The organism is Streptomyces sp. NPDC003035 (assembly GCF_042888285.1).
GTDB lineage: Bacteria > Actinomycetota > Actinomycetes > Streptomycetales > Streptomycetaceae > Streptomyces.
The window spans coordinates 919,809-934,175 of record NZ_JBIAPJ010000001.1; the positions used below are offsets into that span (position 1 = coordinate 919,809).

Below are 14,367 nucleotides of genomic sequence, written 5' to 3' on the forward strand. Positions count from 1 at the left end.
GCCAGGACGCGCCCGTGGTGTAGACCACGAGCGCGTCGCTGACCAGCAATGATGCTGATGTGGGGGGTGGTTCAGGGTGGATCAGAAGGTCAGGCTCCACGAGTCGATGTAGCCGGTGTCACCCGAGGCCACATCGCGGACCTGAAGCTTCCAGGTGCCGTTGGCGACCTCGCTCGACGCGTCGACCGTGTACGTGGTCAGGACGTTGTCGGCGCTGTCCGAGGAAGAGGACGCCTTCAGGTTGCGCACCGTGCCGTCGGGGGCGATCAGGTCGATGACCAGGTCCCCGCGCCAGGTGTGCTTGATGTCCACGCCGACCTTGAGGGCGGCGGGGGCGTTGCCCGTGCGGCCGGTGACGGCGATCGAGGACGACACGGTGGTGTTGTCGGAGATCGTCACGTTCGTCGCGTTGGTGAACACGGAGCCGGTCGGCGGGGTGGTGGTGCCGGTGACGGCGTCCACGGTCTTCGCCGTGTCGGCGATGCCGGCGCCGCAGCCGCCGGTGCAGGTGCCCGGCAGCGGGCGGGCGTTGGCCTTGATCGCGGACTCGATCTCGGCCGGCGTGAGGGTGGTCTTGGCCGACTTGAGCAGTGCGGCGAGGCCGGCGATGTGCGGCGCGGCCATCGAGGTGCCCTGGTAGGGCTTGTAGTTCTCCAGCGACTGGGTGGTCGTGCCCGAGTTCAGCGTGGAGTAGATGCCGTTCTCGGGGGTGGTCACCGTGCCGGGCGTGTCGGTGGCGCGGCGGGTCTCGCCGCCCGGAGCCGAGACGTCGATGCTGGTGCCGTAGTTCGAGTAGTACGACCGGTTGCCCTCACGGCTGGTCGAGGCGACGTTGATGACACCCGAGCAGTTCGCGGGGGTGAACCCGGACGCGTTGGCGTTGCTGTTGCCCGCGGCGACGACGACGGTGGTACCGCGCTGGACGGCGCCGTTGATCGCGGTCTGGTAGACGCTCGGGCAGGTGGAGCTGGCGCCGCCCAGGCTCAGGTTGATGACCTTCGCCGGGGTCGGGTTGGCCGCGACGCCCGGCACGGAGCCGCCGGACGCCCAGGTGATGGCGTCGGCGATGTCCGCCGAGGAGCCGCCGCACTTGCCGAGGACACGCACGGGCTGGATCTTCGCGTTGTACGCGATGCCCGCCATGCCCTTGGTGTTGTTGGTGACCGCACCGATGGTGCCGGCCACGTGGGTGCCGTGCCAGGAGGAGTTGGAGGCCCGGGAGCCGGTGCCGCACTCGCCGTCGGTGGCGTTCCAGTCGCCCTCGTCCTTGGCGTCCGCGTCACGGCCGTTGCCGTCGCGGGCGTCGGCGGAGGAGGAGATGAAGTCGTAGCCGGACACGACGTTGGCCGCCAGGTCCGAGTGGGCCGCGTAGCCGGTGTCGATCACGGCGACGGTGACGCCGGAGCCGGTCGTCTTGTCCCAGGCGGGCGGAACGTTCATGCCGCCGGTGGCCTCGAAGAGGTCCCACTGCTTGGCGTAGTCCGTGTCGTTCGGGGTGACCGCCATCGCGTACGCGCGGATGTCGGGCTCCACGGAGGCGACCGAGGGGTCGGCGCGGAAGGCGTCCATGACCTCGGTGACGTCCTGCTTCGTGGCGCTGTCGCCCAGGTCGACCAGCGCGGCGCCACTGGCGAGGCGGCGCTCGAAGGCGAGGCTCTCGCCCGTCTCGGCACCCTTGGCGGCCGCGTCGCTCTTGGCGGCGGCGTTCGAACCGGCCTCGGCGGCCTGGGACTTGTAGGTGACGATGACCTTCTCGACCGGGGCGCTGGGCAGCGTGGTCATCGTCTGGGAAGCCGGAGCCGGCTTCGGGGTCGCGGCGACCGGGGCGGCGGCGAACGCCCCGGAGGTGGCAGCGGCGCCGAGGATCGCGGCGCTCGCGACCACGACGGATATGACTCTCCGCCTGGAACTGTTCAAGGTGTTCCCTTTCAAGCACGACGTAGGTGCGGAGCAGTGGCGGCGGCGCGGGAGCGGGGTGCGACGTGGGGTTGCGGTCCGCCGGTCCCTGGGCTTGGGGGGCCCTTGCGCCGCCACCGGCGCGACGGCCCGGGTCAAGGCCGTCACCGGCGGACACCACCCACCTCTCCACATGCACCTGACACGCGGTTCGGGGGATGGGATCTGCCGGTGCGGCAGACAGTAGGGAACGACGAGATGAACCCGATACGGGGAAAACCCTTGTCACCCCCCGAGGGGGGTGGGGGAGGGCGAGGGGTGGGGGTGAGGGACGGGCGTGGGGTGGCGCGGTCCGGGCCCGCTTCCGAGCCCGGACCTCACCCCACCAGCCGGAGCGCCGTGCTCGCCACGCCCACGCGCACCGTCTGGCCCCAGGTCAGGTGCAGCGCGTCCGCCTCCATCCCGTCGCCGAAGGCGACCAGGCGGTCCGACTCCACCGTGAGGCGGAGGGACTGGCCCGAGCTCAGCACGCCCTCCACCCGCGTCGTGCCCGTGGTCGGGGACGGCCAGGCCTCGCGGACGAACCAGGCGAGGCGCGGGTCCGTCGGCGCGGGGAGGCGCAGCGGGCTCGAGCGCTGCTGCCAGAGCGAACGGAGCCAGCCCGTCGCGCCCGTGCCCGTGCCGATCAGGACACCCGAGGACGCCTGCGGTTCCGGCGCCGCTTCCCGGTCCTCCACGGCGAGCGTGTAGCGAGCCGTCTGGTGTCCGGGCGGGCCGAGGTAGATCTCGTTGAGGGCGAGGAGCCGCTGTGCGTCGTCGGTGACCGCCTCCACCATCGTCAGCTCGTCCGCCCCGGTCCCCGGCGCCCCCGTCCCCGAGGACCCGGTCCGCTCCACCGCCGCCAGCAACGCCCGCGCGTCCTTCGGCCGGTGCCGTACCAGGACTCCCGCGTTCCGCCCGGGATCGGCGTCGATCCCGATCACGGGCTGCCCGGCCAGGTACTTCGCCACGTTGGCCACCAGGCCGTCCTGCCCGACCACGACGACCACGTCCTCCGGCCCGAACAGGAAACGGTCCAGGTCCGCCCGCTCCACCCGCGCCTGCCGCCACGCGAGCGGCACCGCCGCCGCCACCTCCGCGAGCGCCCGCCGGTTCCGCTCGTACCGCTCCCGTACGTCCTCGATGCCCCGGTCCCGGCTGGACAGGAAGAACGCGGCCTGTCCGTGCGTACCGTGCCGGGCGAGCAGCTCCTCGTACTCCGTGGTGCGGTGCACGAGCACCGCGCGAGGGGCCAGGCTCACGACGCCGTGGTCCCGCCGCCGAGCTTCGCCAGAAGCCCGGTCAGTACGTCGGGCGAGAGCGTCAGGTGCTCGATCCGGGGGAGGTTCTCGGCCGCCCGGGTCGCCGCCAGCGCGTGCAGTGTCGCCGTCTCGACGTCCCCGTGCACCCGCAGCCACGCCGCCTGCGCCGCCGCCCGCGCCTCGCCGACCTCCCGCGCCGCCTCCGCCTCGGCCCGCGCGAGCCGGACCTTCCGTACCGCCTCCGCCTCCGCCCGTACGGAGTCGGCGGCGGCGCTCTCCTCGGCCTCGCGGCGTGCGTTGGTGCCGCGCTGGTCGACGAGCCGCTCCTCCTGGCGGGCCAGCTCGATCTTGCTGGCGAGCTCGTTCTCGGCGATGGTCCGTTCGCGCTCCACGGCCACGGCCCGCCGCTCGTAGGTGGCCCGGTCCGCCTCCTGCTGGATCTGCTCGCGCGCCGGCGTGCGCAGCGCCCGCTCGACCTCGGGCTCCGGACGGATCGCCACCACCCGGACCGCCACCACCTCGATACCGGTGGCCGGCAGCCGTGGCTCGGCCGCGAGCCCGTCCGCGATGCGGTCCCGTACGGCGGCCACACCGTCGACGAGGGCGGCGGCGAGCGGGGTCCGCGCAAGGACGTCGAGGGCGTGCTGCTGCGCGCTCTCGGTGAGGAGGGTGGCGATCTGCTCCAGCGGCGCACCGCGCCACGCGCCGGTGTCCGGATCGATCGAGAAGTCGAGCCGGGTGGCCGCGGCCTCCGGTTCGCCGATCCGGTAGGTGACGGTGGACTGCACGCTCACGTCCTGGAAGTCGGCGGTCCTGGCGTGGAACGCCATCGCCAGCTCACGGTCGTTCACCGGCACCTCGGAGAGCGCGGCGGACAGCGAGCGGAACCAGAAGCTGAGCCCCGTCCCGTCGTGGACGAGGCGTCCACGACGGTGGTGGCGGATGTGCGAGGTGGGCGCGGAACGCAGATGGCGCCAGCCGGCGCGGCGCGTGATGTCGGCCATGGAAACTCCCCTTGTCGTCATGATGACGATATAGAGGGCTGTTCGTTCTCGTCAAGATGACGAAATGGGCGGCTCCAGTTTCGGCTCCGGTTTCGGCTTGGGCTCCGGCTCCCGCTCCCGCGGCGGCCCCGCCGCGTGCAGCCGCGCCGAGACGTCCTCATGGGCCAGCCGTCGCAGCGCGAGCAGGATCGGCTCGTAGAGCATCGTGTACGCGACGGTCGCCTCGATCGCCTCCTCCAGGACCGGGTACTCCTCCATGACGGCGTACTCCTCCGCCGCGATCGGGTGCATCGCCAGCGCGTACCGCCGGATGTGGTCCACGCCGCTCCGGTAGCCCAGCTCCCGCAGCGTCACCACGGCCCTGGTCAGCGCGGCGAGCGCGGGCGCCTCGTCGTACACCTGCCAGCCGAGCTCGGACAGGAGCCCGCGCAGCTCGGCGAAGACCTCGTCCCACAGGCGCCGTGCCGGGTCGGACTCCTCGGGCGGCGTGATCCGCGGACCCAGCATGTACTGGGCGACGCCCAGTCGTTCGTGGCGGCCGAAGGCGGGGTCGTCCGCGACCGCGAGGACGTCCCGCGCCTGCTGGATCGTCATTCCGCCGACCGTCAGCAGCGCGCGGACCAGCCGCAGCCTGCGCAGATGCTCCTCGCCGTAGTCGGACTGCCGGGCGGTGACGGGAGTGCCCGGCGCCAGGAGCCCTTCCCGGAGGTAGTACTTGACCGTGGCCACGGACACGCCACCCCGGTCGCTCAGCTCGGACAGGCGCAAAGGGTTTCACCGTTCCCATCGTCTCGACACGGTCACCCGGGAGTTCTACTCTGGCCTCCAAGGATAGTTCAGCTATCCAACAGCAGGAGGTGGGGGACCAATGGCCATCGGGTCCGATCTCAAGCAGGGGCTGCGGCTCGTCGCCGTGCCCGAGTGGAACCGCGGCGGCGCGCGGAGCCGCGCCGAACGGCGCCGGGTGCGCCGGGGCCGCTTCATGGCCGCGAACGCCGAACCGGTGGCCGTCTTCCTGATCGGCGCCCGCGTCAACCGCTGGCGCTCGGTCCGCGGCTGGCTGCCGGTGATGCTGGCGATGCCCGGCATGATCAAGGAGCTCGGCGCGGACCCGGAGAGCGGGTTCCTCGGCTACCGGATGCTCCTCGGGCCCGCGTTCGGTGAGATCACGATCGTCCAGTACTGGCGGAGGGCGGGCGACATCCGCGCGTACGCCACCGATTCCGCGCGGCGGCACCGCCCCGCCCAGAGCGCCTTCTGGCGGCGGTACTTCACGAGCAACGGGGCGGTCGGCATCTGGCACGAGATGTACTCGGTCCGGCCCGGCGCGTACAGCGCGCTGTACGGGGACATGCCGCCGACGGGGATCGGCGCGCTCTTCGGGCTCGTACCGGCTGTGCCGGGGGCGAAGGGCGGATACGAGCCGTCCACCGACCCGATCTTCGCGGCCCAGGTGACGGAGGACCGCCCGCCGTCGGGGGAGTGAGTCAGCAGGGGAGCGGTACGGCTGCGGGGACCGCCTCGTCGGTACGCGGCGGGGGAAGCGGCTGCCCGGAGGCCAAGAGAGGGGAGGCCGACGGGAAGGGGGAAGCGGGCGGGTGCGTGACCGGGGGAGCGGCGGAGGGCGGGGGCGGGGCCACGGGGGCCGTCCCCGCGCCCGCCGTCAACAGCACCACCCCACGGGCCGCGACCACCGACGCGGCGGCCGCGATCAGCCAGCCCCACACGCCCGCACGGAACGTCTCGCCGAGCAGCGCCACGCCGATGACGGCGGCGGCGGCCGGATTGGAGAGGTTCACGACGGCCAGCGGCGCGGCGAGCCCGCCGCGGTAAGCCGTCTGTGAGAGCAACAGGCCGCCGACGGCGAAGGCGGATATCAGTACCGCGATCAGGGCCGTCTGCCACCAGGCGGTCGCCCCGCCCGGCAGCTCCCGCGTCACGGCGGCGGTCAGCGTCTGCGTCAGCGCGGAGGCCACCCCGGAGGCGATCCCGGACGCCGTCGCATGCCCGAGCCCCCGCCCGAATCCCCGGCCACGGCCCCGGCCCTGGCGCACGCCCCGGCCCCGGCGAGACGTTCCGTCACGGGAGCCCGCGCCGCTCCGCCGTCCCGAGGCGAGCACCACGATCAGCAGCGCCGTCGCCGCCGAGACGATCACGGACTCGCGCGGACTCAGCGCGTCGCCCGGCGTCGCGGGGCCCGTGACCGAGATCAGCCCGACGAGGCCCGCCAGCGTCCAGAGCGCCCCGCGCCACTCCGTCCGGGTCACCCGGCGCCGGGCGCAGTACGCCCCGAGCGGCAGCGCGGCCACCAGCGTGAGGGCGCCCAGCGGCTGGACGAGCGTCAGGGGCCCGTAGTGCAGGGCGGCCACATGGGTGAGCGCGCCGGCGGCGTTGAGGCCGACCGCCCACCACCACCGACCGTGGGCGAGTAGGGCGCGGAGCGCGCCGCGCCCCCCGTCGGAGGCCGAGGCGAGCCGGGACTGGGCGACGGCGGCGAGGGCGTACCCGGCGGCGGAGACCAGGGACAGGAGCACGGCGAGGAGGAGGCCGTCGGGGGTCGTCATCGCAGCGCTCCCGCCGGGCGGGGCGCGGCGGCGCGCCGCAGCGGGCCCGGTCCCGCCGGTCCGGTGCCCGGCGCCCGTACCGCCGCGAGCGCGAGGGCGAGCAGCGCCCCCGCCGCGAGCGCGTCGAACCAGTAGTGATTGGCCGTGCCGACGATCACCAGGAGCGTCAGCAGGGGGTGGAGCAGCCACAGCCACCGCCACCGGCCGCGGGTGGCGACGATCAGACCGATCGCGACCATCACCGCCCAGCCGAAGTGCAGCGACGGCATCGCGGCGAACTGGTTGGCCATCGAGTCCGTCTCGGGGCTCGCGCCGTACACCGACGGGCCGTAGACCTGCGCGGTGTCGACGAGTCCGGTCGCCGCCAGCATCCGCGGCGGAGCCAGCGGCATCAGCAGGTGCAGGGCGAGCGCGGCGGCGGTCAGCAGCGCCAGGACGCGACGGGACCAGAGGTAGTGGTCCGGGCGGCGCCGGTAGAGCCAGGCGAGGAAGGCGATCGTGGCCGGGAAGTGCACGGCCGCGTAGTAGGTGTTCGCGGCTCGGACGAGCGGCTCGCCGTGCAGCAGAAGGGCCTGTACGGACCCCTCGCCGGGCAGATGGACGGCCCGCTCCGCGCTCCATATCCGGTCGGCGTTGTGGAATGCGCGCAGCTCGTGGCCGTTCGCGAACAGTCGCCCGAACTTGTAGACGAGGAACAGTGCCGTGACGAGCAGCAGTTCGCGCAGCAGCGGCGGTCTCGGGGTAGCGGTCGGCCCCGGTCCTGCGGGACGTGTCCCTCGTGTCCCGCGTATCCCGGCAGCCATGGCGCGGCCCCTTTTTCCGTCACATCGTCAGCAAACGGAGGAAGCCTAGATCTGTTTTCATCGAGACGCAAGCGTCTCGATACGCTTGCGTCTCGATTGTGCACCCCCTACTCTCGTATGTGCAGAGAGCTGTCGGGGAGGAATGGGATGTCCACACAGGCCGCGACCGCCGCCGCCCGTCGCAGCAAGATCACGCCGGAGCGGGAGAGCGAGCTCTACGAGGCCGTCCTCCGCCTGCTCCGGGAGGGCGGCTACGACGCGGTGACCATGGAGGGCGTCGCGGCGCGCACCAAGTGCGGCAAGGCGACCCTCTACCGCCAGTGGGGCTCCAAGCCGCAGCTCGTCACGGCCGCCCTCGCCAAGCAGCGCTGCACGTTCTTCGCCGGCATCGACACCGGATCTCTCGCCGGCGACCTGCGCGAGGCCGCCCACCTGGCCGCCACGCGCCGCGACCAGGACGCCGAACTCATGGAGGCCGTCAGCCAGGCGTACATCCAGCACCCCGACCTGCGCGAGGCGCTCCGCGAGACCGTCATCAGCCCGGAGGTCGCGGCCCTCGACGGGATCCTGCGGCGGGCGGCCGAGCGCGGCGAGATCGACCCGGACAACCCGGCGATCGGCTTCGTCGCCCCCTGCTTCCTCGGGATGCTCCGCATCGAGCGGCTCTTCGAGGAGCGCTTCGCCGACGCGTCGACGATGCGCGTCTTCGTCGACTCCGTCCTGCTGCCGGCGCTGCTGCCGACGGGCCACGTGGAGATGTGACCGTCCGGGGCCTGCTCGGACGGCCGCATCCAGGTGTGACCGTCCGGGGCCTGCTCCGACGGGGCGCGTGGAGATGTGACCGTCCGGCGCCTCCCGCACCCTGGACGTATGCCAGCCGCTGCTCCCGATGTCCGTGTCCGCCGGATCTACGAGGCTCCCTCGCCCGACGACGGCGTACGGGTCCTCGTCGACCGCCTCTGGCCGCGCGGCCTCGCCAGGACCGACGCCCGCATCGACGAGTGGCCCAAGGCACTCACCCCCTCCACCGAACTGCGGCGCTGGTACCACGGCCCGGACGGCGTGTACGAGGAGTTCTGCCGGCGGTACGAGGACGAGCTCAGTGCACCCGCGGCCGCCGAGGCCCTCGACCGGCTGCGCGGCCTCGCCGCCCAGGGCACCGTCACCCTCCTCACCGCCGCCAAGGACCCCTCCGTCAGCCACACCTCCGTACTCGTCCGCGCGCTGTCCGAAACCCGGGCGTAGCCAGGAGCACGCGGCGCCGGTCACCATGGCCGGACCGCACCGAGTTCCGCACCTTCCCCTTCCGGAGGCGCCGCGTGGACCCGACGACGTACGCACGTCACGAACTGCTCGACGCGTTGCAGCGCGACCCGTACCCCCTCTACGCACATGCGCGACAGACCGACGGTCTGACCTTCGTCCCCGAACTCGACGCCTGGCTGGTCGCCCGCGACGCCGACGTCCGCGAAGTCCTGTTGCGGCCCGAGGACTTCTCCTCCGCCCAGGCCCTGAGGCCCGATGTGATCCCCTCGGCGGCCGCCCTCGGCGTCCTCGCCGGCGGATTCGGCCCACGGCCCACCGTCGTCTCCACCGACGGCGCCGCCCACCGCCGCCACCGCGCCCCGATCAACAGCGGCCTCTCCGCGGCGCGCGTCGCGGCCCTCGCCCCCTACGCCACCGAGGTCGCCACCGCCCTCGTCGACGGCTTCGCCGACGACGGCCGCACGGAGCTGATGTCCTCCTACGCCCGCAAGCTGCCCGGCGCCGTCATCGGCCGGCTGATCGGCCTCGATCCGGCGGACGTGCCCGCCGCGGTGCACGGAGGACACCGCGCCGAGCAGCTCCTCTTCCGGCCGATGTCCGAGGACGAACAGCGCGCGGCCGCCGAGGACGTCGTCGCCCTCCAGCACCTCCTCGACCGCTACGCCCGTGACCGGCGCGCCCACCCCCGCGACGACCTCTGCTCGACGATGGCCGCCGCCCTCGCCCCGGACACCGGACTGGGGCCCGGCACCCGCGAGCCCACTCCCGACCAGCGCAGCGAACTCGTCGCCAACCTGCAGAACTTCCTCATCGCCGGACACCTCACCACCACGGCGCTGATCGGCACCGCGCTGTACCACCTGCTGCGCCGGCGCGACCAGTGGGAGCTGCTCCGCGCCCGGCCGGACCTCATACCCGGGGCGGTGGAGGAAGCCGTCCGCTTCGACACCGCCGTCCAGGGATTCCGCCGCACCACGACCCGCCCGGTCGTCCTCGCCGGCACGGAACTGCCCGCGGGCGCCACGCTCTTCGTGGCGTACGGCTCCGCCAACCGCGACGAGGCGCGCCACGAGGACGCCGACGTCTTCGACATCACCCGCCCCCCGACCCCCACCCGCCACGTCGGCTTCGGCCACGGCGCCCACGGCTGCCCCGGCTCCCAGCTCGCCCGCGTCCAACTGCGCCTCACCCTGGAGCTGTTCGTCCGCCGCTTCCCCGGACTGCGGCTGTCGGACGACCGAGTGGTGATGCGGCCGACCCTGATCCACCGCTCACCCGAGGAGCTGCACCTGACCTGGTGACCGCCGCTACGAGGCCAGCAGACGCGGCGCCTCGTCGGACGCGTCCGTCACGGTGTCCGCACGCGCCGCCAAGGCGCGGGCCCACCGGACGAGTCCGCCGATGTCGATGCCGTACGGATCGGGCTGCCCGGCGATCCGTACGGCACCGCGCAGCAACAGCCGCGCCCCGCCCGCCGCGTTGCCCCGCGCGGCGTGGGTCAGCCCCACCGCCAGCTGGGCGAGCCCCTGCCACAGCTCCCGCTCCCCGGCGGGACCGCTCTTCCAGGCGTCCTCGAAGACCTCGTGCGCGTGGAAGGGCATCCCCGCGTCGAGCAGCCGCTGTGCCTCACGGAGCGTCTGCGCGGGCGTCCGCACCACCCCTTCGGGCTGCCGCGGCACCCCCTCGACCCCGTACGGCAACGGCCGCCCGAGCCCGTCCCGCGGCCGCGCACTGCGCGCCCGCCCCTCCTCGTCCCGGTCCCTCGGCGTCCTGTTCACGTGCCCATTCTCCCCTTCGGCGGCCCGGCCTGCGGATATGCCACACGCCACCGGCGCGGGCCTGCGTCCACCCGCCCCGCGAAGTGCGGTAATGTTCTCCTGCACGCAGCCGCCGGGGAAAAACCCGGGGGGAACGGGCATCGGGACGTGGCGCAGCTTGGTAGCGCACTTGACTGGGGGTCAAGGGGTCGCAGGTTCAAATCCTGTCGTCCCGACTCGAAGGAGTCGCAGGCCAGGGGCCGTTTCAGAGAAATCTGAAACGGCCCTTGATTCTTTTTGGGGACCAGTTGGGGGCCAGCGCACTTGACCGGGCGAAGTGCACCTTGACTCAGTCAAGGTGCGTTGATCACGGCGATGTGGCGCCTGCCCGGATCGCCTCGTAGAAGTGGGGGCCGTGGGCCCATCTCTTCAGCTCCGACAGAGCGGGCTCTCGCATCGGTGTGCCGCAGACCGCGCGGTCGACCGGTGCGGGAGCGGTGAGGTGCCAGGATGCGTAGCCGCCCACTTCCATCCCGGGGTGAAACGCGTTCCACGAGGCTCGCGGCCAGCCGTACGCCCGGCCGTACGTGAGCGCCCACGCCTGCGGAGGCATACGGCTGGTGTTCGGCGGCGGTCTTGCGGCGTCGTCGGTGTTCGTTCGAGCAGTACGTCCGGGACCGCTGGAAGATCAAGCGCGCCCAAGCCTACCGTTGCCTGACCCCGCGTTCCGCCGCCTCGGTCACCAGCGTTCGTAGGCGGTGAACGGCCGGCCCGGTCCGTCGGTGTCGTAGCGGGAGACGATCAGCAGGCCGTCGCGGTCGATGAGGCCGGCCAGCCACCCGTCGCCGCGGTCGATGTCGATGGAGAAGGTGCGGTCATCCAGTTCCTCTCCGGTGGCACCGTCCAGGACGTACAGGGTTTCGACGAAGCTGCCCCGGTCCTCGTGCAGGACGGAGACCTTGCCGTTGTGGACGGCGAGCGCCACCGTGTCACCCCGGCCGGAGTCCGCCTGCCAGGCGAGGCGGCCTGTCGTGAGGTCGATGGCGACGACCCGGGTGCTGGTGGACGACTTGCCGAAGTCGGCGACCGCGTAGAGGTGCTTGCCGTCGACGGCGACCTTGGAGGGCTCGTCGGCGACGATCTTCCCGTGCTCGCCGGAGACCTCGATCCGGGTCTGCCGCCGACCGTCCGCGCCGAAGGAGAAGAAGGCGTTGGTGCCGGGCTCGGTGTCATACGCGGGACGGACGGACACCACCAGCGGGTCGACGGACAGGAGTGCCGTCCGGACCGGGGACGACGACGAGAACGGGGCGACCGGGCGGCGCGCGTCCAGCGGCTCGGTGTGGATCAAGGCGCCGGTCGCCGGGTCGAGGACGGCGGCCGTCAGTTCCGCCCGGTTCTCCTTACCACAGCTGAGGACAGCGACGACCCTGCGCTTCGCGGCCCCGACGTCGAACGGCCGGCAGTCCTTCGGGACGGTGGCCGTCCAGCGACGTTCGCCGGTCCGCAGATCGACGGCGCGGATCGCTTTCCGGCCATCGGCGACCGCCTTCCCGATCCCGTCCGTCCACGTGTCGAGGACGACGGCGAGTCCGCCGCCCGCGGCCACGGTGCCGCTTGCGGGACGGCCGGCGGTGGCCATGGCGGAGGCCTTGCGGGAGCCGCTCCACAGCTCCTTTCCGGTCTTCAGGTCGAGCGCGGTGACGCGGGCGCAGCCCTCGCTCTCGACGGCAGTGACGTTCTCCCCGTGCACCAGGAGCAGCACCGAGTCGTCGGGGGTGGACGTGGAGCAGATCTCGGACCGGCCCGGTGGCGCGTACTCCCAGTGCTGCTTCCCGGTCCGCACGCCGTAGCCGGTGACCGCGTCGAAGCGGCTGCGCACCAGGGTGTCGCCGACCAGCCAGTTGCCGTTGCCGTGCTCGGCGGCCGCCGGGTCGGCCGGCGTCTCCCAGACGGTGTCCATGGAGTCGCCGGGCATGTTCCCGCTGATCATGAGGACGCCGGAGACGAGGCCGCCGACCAGCGCGACCGCGGCCACGACAGCGGCCGCCAGGCAGCCGATCCGTCGGCCCCGGCCGGGTTGGGCGACCGGTCTTGTCACATTGCTTACCTGCACGTCCGTCGTCCCCATCCCGTCCCTGGTCTCCCAGGCCCCTGCGGAGCACTCCCCGGCTCCGACGCCGGTCAGCGTAGACGACCGACGAGTTTCGATGCCACGTGCGTTCGTATGCCGTGAAGGTGGTGAGGCTCTCCGTCTCGTTGTGCCGGGCGGTGATCAGCAGACCGTCGTAAGCCGGTGGACCTGACCCGGGCAAGCTCCAGGCCGGACCGGTCACGCGCACGGACATCTCCTTGTACGCGGTAGCCGTACGAAAGAGGCGGACCCGACAAAGCCTGTCGCCTTGGCCGCGTCAGTGGTCGCGGCGCTTCACGCCGCCTTGGTGAGGGTGGACCGGTCCGTGCGGGACGCGTGCCGGGTGGTTGTCACGGGGCTGGTCAGGGGTCCTCGTCCGTCGTGGCGCGGCCACAGGAGGAGGGCACCGATCGCTCCCGCTCCGGCGAGGGCCGCGAGGACGGACCAGGCAAGGGTGAAGCCGACGTTCGTGCCGAGCCATCCCGCGACGGGATAGGTGATGAGCCAGGCCAGGTGCGACAGGGAGAACTGGGCCGCGAACGCCTCGGGGATCGCGTTCCGTCCGACGGAGGCGCGGAGGACCTTGCCGGTCGGCGTGATGATCAGTGCCATGCCGATGCCGATCAGGGTCCAGATGATCGCCGTACCGGTCCAGGTGGTCAGGCCGGCCGCGATGAGCGTCACCGCGGCGGTCGTGCCGCCGACGAGGACTCCGGCGCCGGTCATCATGACGGTGCGGGCGGCGATCCGGTCGAGAACGCGGGGCAGCACGAGGGCGGCGAGGAGGGTTCCGGCGCCGGAGGCGGCGAGCATCCAGGCGACGTCCGACCGCGAGCCGCCGAGCTCGTCACGGACGTGGTTGACGGTGTTGACGACGACGATCGAACCAGCCGCCGCGACCACGAGGTTGAGCGCCATGACGCCGCGCAGCCGCGGCGTCCTGAGGAAGGTCCTGATCCCCGCTGCCGCCTTGTCCCATGCCTGGGTGTGGGTACTGGGGCGGGCGTCGGGGACGCGCGTCGACAGGACGAGCAGGGCGGAGAGGAGGAATCCGGCGGAGGTGCCCAGGAACAGCCAGTTGAAGCTCATGAACGTCAGGGCGACGGCTGCAAGGACGGGGCTGAGCAGAGTCTCCATGGTGGAGGCGACCTGGGAGGCGGACAGGGCACGCGTGTAGTCGGACTCGTCGGTGACGATGTCGGGGATGACGGCCTGGAACGTCGGGGTGAACGCCGCGGAGCCGGCCTGGAGCAGGCCGATCAGGACGTAGATGTGCCAGACCTCGGTGACCAGCGGCAGTGCGAGGACCACCGCACCGCGGATCACGTCGAGGAGGACGAGGAGGGTTCTCCTGGGGAGCCGGTCGACGTACGCGGCAGCGAGTGGGGCTATGACCACGTACATGACCATCTTGATGGTCAGGGCGGTGCCGAGGACCAGGCCGGCGCGCGGTCCTGCGAGGTCGTAGGCGAGCAGCCCGAGGGCCACTGTGGTCAGCCCGGTACCGAACAGGGCGATGACCTGGGCGCCGAACAGGTGACGGTAGTCGCGGATGGCGAACAGACGCATGGCGGGTTCCTTCCGTGTCCATGCGGCGGGGCACGGTCCCGGGGCGGAGGCCGTGTCCCGCGAGTACAGGCGG

The 14,367-nt window shown here is 72.5% G+C and carries 13 protein-coding genes and 1 tRNA gene; 5 read left to right on the plus strand and 9 right to left on the minus strand.

What is annotated here, in order from left to right; all coding sequences use genetic code 11:
• Positions 1-81: 81 nt before the first annotated feature.
• From ACFYV5_RS04105 to ACFYV5_RS04120, 4 genes are all read right to left on the minus strand, one after another.
• Positions 82-1,782, minus strand: coding sequence for a S8 family serine peptidase (locus ACFYV5_RS04105; protein ID WP_355110133.1), 1,701 nt, complete (start codon positions 1,780-1,782; stop codon positions 82-84).
• A 491-nt stretch (positions 1,783-2,273) separates the two neighbouring features.
• Positions 2,274-3,197 (minus strand): hypothetical protein, encoded by a 924-nt coding sequence (locus ACFYV5_RS04110; RefSeq protein ID WP_389164043.1) that lies wholly within the window; start codon positions 3,195-3,197, stop codon positions 2,274-2,276.
• The gene (locus ACFYV5_RS04115; RefSeq protein ID WP_389164046.1) at positions 3,194-4,201 is read right to left on the minus strand and encodes an SPFH domain-containing protein; all 1,008 of its coding nucleotides are present in this window, start codon (positions 4,199-4,201) and stop codon (positions 3,194-3,196) included. Before ACFYV5_RS04115 ends, ACFYV5_RS04110 begins: the two co-directional genes overlap by 4 nt.
• 51 nt (positions 4,202-4,252) lie before the next feature.
• Positions 4,253-4,969 (minus strand): MerR family transcriptional regulator, encoded by a 717-nt coding sequence (locus tag ACFYV5_RS04120; RefSeq protein WP_389164049.1) that lies wholly within the window; start codon positions 4,967-4,969, stop codon positions 4,253-4,255.
• Positions 4,970-5,069: 100 nt separating this feature from the next.
• On the opposite strand from ACFYV5_RS04120, the gene ACFYV5_RS04125 reads away from it, so the two are divergent.
• A complete protein-coding gene (locus ACFYV5_RS04125; RefSeq protein WP_389164052.1) occupies positions 5,070-5,687 on the plus strand; it encodes a DUF4188 domain-containing protein in 618 nt (205 codons plus the stop codon).
• A 1-nt stretch (position 5,688) separates the two neighbouring features.
• On the opposite strand, the gene ACFYV5_RS04130 is transcribed toward ACFYV5_RS04125, so the two are convergent.
• Together ACFYV5_RS04130 and ACFYV5_RS04135 are read right to left on the minus strand one after the other, a co-directional pair.
• Entirely contained in the window at positions 5,689-6,765 is a 1,077-nt protein-coding gene (locus tag ACFYV5_RS04130) for a DMT family transporter (RefSeq protein WP_389164055.1), read from the minus strand.
• On the minus strand, positions 6,762-7,568 hold the full coding sequence (locus tag ACFYV5_RS04135; RefSeq protein ID WP_389164058.1) for a phosphatase PAP2 family protein: 807 nt from the start codon (positions 7,566-7,568) through the stop codon (positions 6,762-6,764). Before ACFYV5_RS04135 ends, ACFYV5_RS04130 begins: the two co-directional genes overlap by 4 nt.
• 147 nt (positions 7,569-7,715) lie before the next feature.
• Between ACFYV5_RS04135 and ACFYV5_RS04140 the strand changes: the two genes are divergently transcribed.
• The 3 genes from ACFYV5_RS04140 (at position 7,716) to ACFYV5_RS04150 (ending at position 10,135) form a co-directional block, all read left to right on the plus strand.
• The gene (locus ACFYV5_RS04140) at positions 7,716-8,330 is read left to right on the plus strand and encodes a TetR/AcrR family transcriptional regulator (protein ID WP_389164061.1); all 615 of its coding nucleotides are present in this window, start codon (positions 7,716-7,718) and stop codon (positions 8,328-8,330) included.
• A 108-nt stretch (positions 8,331-8,438) separates the two neighbouring features.
• Positions 8,439-8,813, plus strand: a complete 375-nt coding sequence (locus ACFYV5_RS04145) for a DUF488 domain-containing protein (RefSeq protein WP_389164064.1) — start codon at positions 8,439-8,441, stop codon at positions 8,811-8,813.
• Positions 8,814-8,887: 74 nt separating this feature from the next.
• Positions 8,888-10,135: a cytochrome P450 gene (locus ACFYV5_RS04150; RefSeq protein ID WP_389164067.1), complete on the plus strand. Its 1,248-nt coding sequence runs from the start codon at positions 8,888-8,890 to the stop codon at positions 10,133-10,135.
• 6 nt (positions 10,136-10,141) lie between these two features.
• On the opposite strand, the gene ACFYV5_RS04155 is transcribed toward ACFYV5_RS04150, so the two are convergent.
• Positions 10,142-10,612, minus strand: a complete 471-nt coding sequence (locus ACFYV5_RS04155) for a DUF309 domain-containing protein (protein ID WP_389164070.1) — start codon at positions 10,610-10,612, stop codon at positions 10,142-10,144.
• A 141-nt stretch (positions 10,613-10,753) separates the two neighbouring features.
• Here ACFYV5_RS04155 and ACFYV5_RS04160 point away from each other — a divergent pair.
• Positions 10,754-10,827 (plus strand) — tRNA-Pro (locus tag ACFYV5_RS04160).
• Between the two features lie 503 nt (positions 10,828-11,330).
• Here the strand turns inward: ACFYV5_RS04160 and ACFYV5_RS04165 are convergent.
• Together ACFYV5_RS04165 and ACFYV5_RS04170 are read right to left on the minus strand one after the other, a co-directional pair.
• Positions 11,331-12,692: a PQQ-binding-like beta-propeller repeat protein gene (locus tag ACFYV5_RS04165; protein ID WP_389164073.1), complete on the minus strand. Its 1,362-nt coding sequence runs from the start codon at positions 12,690-12,692 to the stop codon at positions 11,331-11,333.
• 327 nt (positions 12,693-13,019) lie between these two features.
• Positions 13,020-14,294 carry an MFS transporter gene (locus ACFYV5_RS04170; protein ID WP_389164075.1) on the minus strand — a complete coding sequence of 425 codons (1,275 nt, stop codon included), beginning with the start codon at positions 14,292-14,294 and terminating at the stop codon, positions 13,020-13,022.
• Positions 14,295-14,367 lie beyond the last annotated feature (73 nt).

Excerpts from the sequence above, each read along its gene's own strand:
- ACFYV5_RS04170 (WP_389164075.1), bottom strand. The coding sequence starts at position 14,294 with ATGCGTCTGTTCGCCATCCGCGACTACCGTCACCTGTTCGGCGCCCAG.
- ACFYV5_RS04125 (WP_389164052.1), top strand. The coding sequence starts at position 5,070 with ATGGCCATCGGGTCCGATCTCAAGCAGGGGCTGCGGCTCGTCGCCGTG.
- ACFYV5_RS04145 (WP_389164064.1), top strand. The coding sequence starts at position 8,439 with ATGCCAGCCGCTGCTCCCGATGTCCGTGTCCGCCGGATCTACGAGGCT.
- ACFYV5_RS04105 (WP_355110133.1), bottom strand. The coding sequence starts at position 1,782 with ATGACCACGCTGCCCAGCGCCCCGGTCGAGAAGGTCATCGTCACCTAC.
- ACFYV5_RS04140 (WP_389164061.1), top strand. The coding sequence starts at position 7,716 with ATGTCCACACAGGCCGCGACCGCCGCCGCCCGTCGCAGCAAGATCACG.
- ACFYV5_RS04115 (WP_389164046.1), bottom strand. The coding sequence starts at position 4,201 with ATGGCCGACATCACGCGCCGCGCCGGCTGGCGCCATCTGCGTTCCGCG.
- ACFYV5_RS04135 (WP_389164058.1), bottom strand. The coding sequence starts at position 7,568 with ATGGCTGCCGGGATACGCGGGACACGAGGGACACGTCCCGCAGGACCG.
- ACFYV5_RS04130 (WP_389164055.1), bottom strand. The coding sequence starts at position 6,765 with ATGACGACCCCCGACGGCCTCCTCCTCGCCGTGCTCCTGTCCCTGGTC.